Consider the following 3771-nt stretch of genomic DNA (forward strand, 5'->3'; position numbering starts at 1 on the left):
CAGGGCCTGCGTAGACCTTCAGCTTGGACAGCTGGGCGCGACCGAGCTTGGTCCGAGGCAGCATGCCCCTGACCGCGTTCTCGATGACCTTGGCGGGCTGATCGGCGATCAATTCACCGATCGGCTTGGTCTTGAGACCGCCCGGGTAACCCGAGTGGCGGTAGACCATCTTGTCGGTGAGCTTGGCACCCGTGAGGGCGACCTTCTCAGCGTTGATGACGATGACGAAGTCACCGCTATCGACGTGGGGAGCAAACGTCGCCTTGTGCTTGCCGCGCAACAGCGCAGCAGCCTGGGAGGCCAGACGACCGAGAACCACGTCAGTAGCGTCGATGACGTGCCACTTGCTGGTCACATCACCCGGCTTGGGAGAAAACGTACGCACTATGAAGCCTTCTACTCGAGAAAACGGTGGCGCGATGCGGTACTGCATCGCAAGGTCGGCGGGTCCTGCGGCGGCGAGTGGGAGGCACCGGTCACGTGGAACGCACAACGACCGGCAAGTCTACCGTCGGCGTCGCTCGTAGGTCAATTTGGGCCAGCCCACACTTCAGTTCCCGCGGAAGCGATGGCCACGACGCTACGGCGCTTGCAAATGCGAAGCACCCACGTCGGGATCATCCCCTCCGACAGGATTGCCCCCAAGCGTAGCGTGTCCGCGCTGTGCTCATTGCCCGATGGCGCGGACAGTGGCCCACTCCCGCGCCGATGCGAGCACGGCGGGAGCTCGAATCTAGCGCAGGTCTCCTGGCCCCCGGCGAGCGCGTGTGAGGGCCGCGCGAGTGGCAAGTTCCGCGTCAGGCGGGTAGACCACTTCCTCGAGCGTCAAGCCTCGCGGCGGCGCCACCTTGATAGCGGGAGAGCGGGTGGGGTGCGTCGCCACCATGTGCAACCACTCGAGGTCGCGTCGGCCGTATCCCACGGCCATGACGGCGCCCACGAGAGAACGCACCATCGCGTGGCAAAACGCATCGGCCCTCACCGTCGCGACCACCAGGCCCTTGTCCACTCCCGATTCCACGCGTTGCCAGGAGAACTCCCTGAGCTCCCGAATCGTGGTGGCGCCTTCGCGACCCCTGCAAAAGGCGGTGAAGTCACGCAATCCAAGCAGCGTCGCCGACGCGGAGTTGAGGGCGTCGACGTTCACACCTCTGTCGATCCATGTCACGTGGCCACGCAGTAGCGGGTCTCGGAGCGCGAAGCGGTCGCACAGACGGTACTGGTAGCGCCGCTCGAGGGCCGAGAAGCGGGCGTCAAATCCCTCGGGTGCCACCGCAACGTCCCGCATGACGATATCGGAGCCCACGACCCCTCCCAGGCGCTCCCTGAGGGCATGCGCCGGGGTGCGGGTGGTCTTTCCCGGCAGTCGCAGCCAGGCTTCGACGGGGATGTCGACGTGGGCTACCTGGCCGCGGGCGTGAACGCCGCCGTCGGTGCGGCCTGCGACCGTGATGCGCAAGGTGGGCTCGTCGTACTTGCGACCGCCCTGACCACGCACCACCCGTACGAGGCCTGCCTCCATTTCGCCCTGCACCGTGCGCAGGCGGGGCTGGACCGCCCACCCGTTGAAGGCGCCGCCGTCGTAAGAGAAGTCGAGGCGAGCCCGCACCACCTCCCTGCCATGCAGTTCAGTCATGCGGACCCGCCTCGTACAGCGTGGGCGAGAAAGCTACTTGTCGTCGTTCTCGGTCGCTTCGGCGCCCTCGGCGGGCTCCTCGGCGTGCTCGACAACAACCTCATCGACCTGGGTCTCTGGCTCTGGAGCCTCTTCAGCCACCGGTGCCTTCTCGGCCTTCTGAGCAGCCTTCTTGGTCGCCTTCTCCGCCTCGGCCTTGACGGCCTTCTTGGCGGGCGCACCAAACTCGACGAGCTCGATCACGGCCATGGGGGCGTTGTCTCCCTTGCGCGGGCCCACCTTGGTGATGCGGGTGTAGCCGCCCTCACGCTCGGCGAAGCCGGGTCCGATCTCGGTGAACAAGGTGTGCACCACGCCCTTGTCGGGAATGATCCCCATCACGCGACGACGCGACGCCAGGTCGCCCCGCTTTGCAAAAGTGATGAGGCGCTCGGCGTGGGGACGCAGGCGCTTCGCCTTGGTCTCCGTGGTGGTGATGCGGCCGTGTTCGAACAGCGCCTGCGCGAGGTTCGCGAGAATCTGGCGCTCGTGTGCAGGACCTCCGCCGAGGCGGGGACCCTTGGTGGGTGTAGGCATAGTGGGTTGTTCTCCTTGTTACTCGTCGCCGCCGGAGAAGAACACACCGGAAGCGGTCGGGTCGTAGTCCTGACCGCCGTCCTTCAGGGTGAAGCCAAGCTCTGCGAGCTTTTCCTTCACCTCGGTGATCGACTTCTGACCGAAGTTGCGGATGTCCATGAGGTCCGTCTCTGAGCGCGCGGTGAGCTCGCCAACGGTGTGAATGCCTTCGCGCTTGAGGCAGTTGTACGAGCGCTGCGTCAGCGTGAGGTCCTCGATAGGCATGTTGTAGTCCTCTTCGAGCGCCTCATCGGTGTCGGAAGGACCAATCTCGATGCCCTCGGCGGCCTCATTGAGGCCGCGCGCGAGAGAGAAGAGCTCAACCAGTGTCGAACCGGCCGATGCCACCGCGTCGCGCGGGGACATGGACGACTTGGTTTCCACGTCGAGAACCAGCTCGTCGAAGTCGGTGCGCTGGGCCACACGGGTCGCCTCGACCTTGTACGTCACCTTGAGCACCGGCGAGTAGATCGAATCGACAGGAATCTGACCGATCTCGGCGTCGTAGCTCTTGTTGAGAGCGGCAGGCACGTAGCCGCGTCCGCGCTCGACGGTCAGCTCGACCTCGAACTTTGCCTTCGAGTTGAGGGTCGCCACGTGCAAGTCAGGATTGTGGATCTCGACGCCAGCTGGCGGCGCGATGTCGGCCGCCGTCACGGCGCCGGCACCAGACTTGCGCAGGTACATGACGACCGGCTCGTCGTGCTCTGAGGAGACCACCAGGTTCTTGAGGTTGAGGAGGATCTCGGTGACGTCCTCCTTCACCCCCTCGATCGTGGTGAACTCGTGAAGAACGCCTTCGAAGCGAACACTCGTGACTGCTGCGCCAGGAATGGACGAGAGCAGGGTGCGACGGAGCGAGTTTCCGAGGGTGTAACCGAACCCTGGCTCCAACGGCTTGAGGGAGAACTGTGAGCGATTGTCCGACAAGACCTTTTCGGTCAAAGTGGGACGCTGTGCAATCAGCACTTTCCTATCCTTCCCGAGCATCCGCTATTTGATGCTCGAACCCGCCGGCTGTCCGTTCCGGCAAGTGTCAACGTCTGTAAAACTGTGAAGCACCTTGCGGTGCGAGAGCGGCCCGTGTGCCTCACCGCCGCGCCTCGAGGCCCGGCGGCACAGCACCTAGCCGCGACGACGCTTGGGCGGGCGGCAACCGTTGTGTGCCTGAGGAGTGACGTCCTTGATGGAGGTCACCTCCAGGCTGGCCGCCGTCAGAGAACGAATCGCGGTGTCGCGACCGGAGCCGGGACCCTTCACGAACACGTCGACCTTGCTCATGCCAGCATCCTGCGCCTTGCGCGCAGCCGCCTCCGCAGCCATCTGGGCGGCGTACGGGGTCGACTTGCGCGAACCCTTGAAGCCAACCTGGCCAGAGGACGACCATGACACCACGGCGCCCGAGGGGTCCGTGATCGACACGATCGTGTTGTTGAATGTCGATTTGATGTGTGCTTGACCGTGAGCGACGGTCTTCTTCAGCTTCTTGCGAGGCTTGCGTACGGGTGCAGCCATGGCCT

At 64.7% G+C, this 3771-nt stretch carries 5 protein-coding genes; all 5 read right to left on the reverse strand.

Annotated elements, in window-relative coordinates; all coding sequences use genetic code 11:
- Nucleotides 1-385, reverse strand: a 385-nt coding sequence (rplM, locus tag QZZ33_RS08970) for a 50S ribosomal protein L13 (protein WP_291379534.1), incomplete at its 3' end; no start/stop codon positions are given.
- Between the two features lie 348 nt (nt 386-733).
- Nucleotides 734-1636: a tRNA pseudouridine synthase A gene (locus tag QZZ33_RS08975; RefSeq protein ID WP_291379529.1), complete on the reverse strand. Its 903-nt coding sequence runs from the start codon at nt 1634-1636 to the stop codon at nt 734-736.
- A gap of 33 nt (nt 1637-1669) precedes the next feature.
- Nucleotides 1670-2212 carry a 50S ribosomal protein L17 gene (gene rplQ, locus QZZ33_RS08980; RefSeq protein ID WP_291379531.1) on the reverse strand — a complete coding sequence of 181 codons (543 nt, stop codon included), beginning with the start codon at nt 2210-2212 and terminating at the stop codon, nt 1670-1672.
- An 18-nt stretch (nt 2213-2230) separates the two neighbouring features.
- On the reverse strand, nt 2231-3220 hold the full coding sequence (locus tag QZZ33_RS08985) for a DNA-directed RNA polymerase subunit alpha (RefSeq protein WP_291379533.1): 990 nt from the start codon (nt 3218-3220) through the stop codon (nt 2231-2233).
- A gap of 156 nt (nt 3221-3376) precedes the next feature.
- A complete protein-coding gene (gene rpsK, locus QZZ33_RS08990) occupies nt 3377-3766 on the reverse strand; it encodes a 30S ribosomal protein S11 (protein WP_291379536.1) in 390 nt (129 codons plus the stop codon).
- Nucleotides 3767-3771: the final 5 nt, after the last annotated feature.

Origin of the sequence: Demequina sp. (assembly GCF_016278775.1) — a bacterium.
Taxonomy (GTDB): Bacteria; Actinomycetota; Actinomycetes; order Actinomycetales; family Demequinaceae; genus Demequina.

Bases quoted from the DNA above. Each gene is read 5' to 3' on its own strand.
- QZZ33_RS08975 (WP_291379529.1), bottom strand. From the start codon at position 1,636: ATGACTGAACTGCATGGCAGGGAGGTGGTGCGGGCTCGCCTCGACTTC.
- rplQ (WP_291379531.1), bottom strand. From the start codon at position 2,212: ATGCCTACACCCACCAAGGGTCCCCGCCTCGGCGGAGGTCCTGCACAC.
- rpsK (WP_291379536.1), bottom strand. From the start codon at position 3,766: ATGGCTGCACCCGTACGCAAGCCTCGCAAGAAGCTGAAGAAGACCGTC.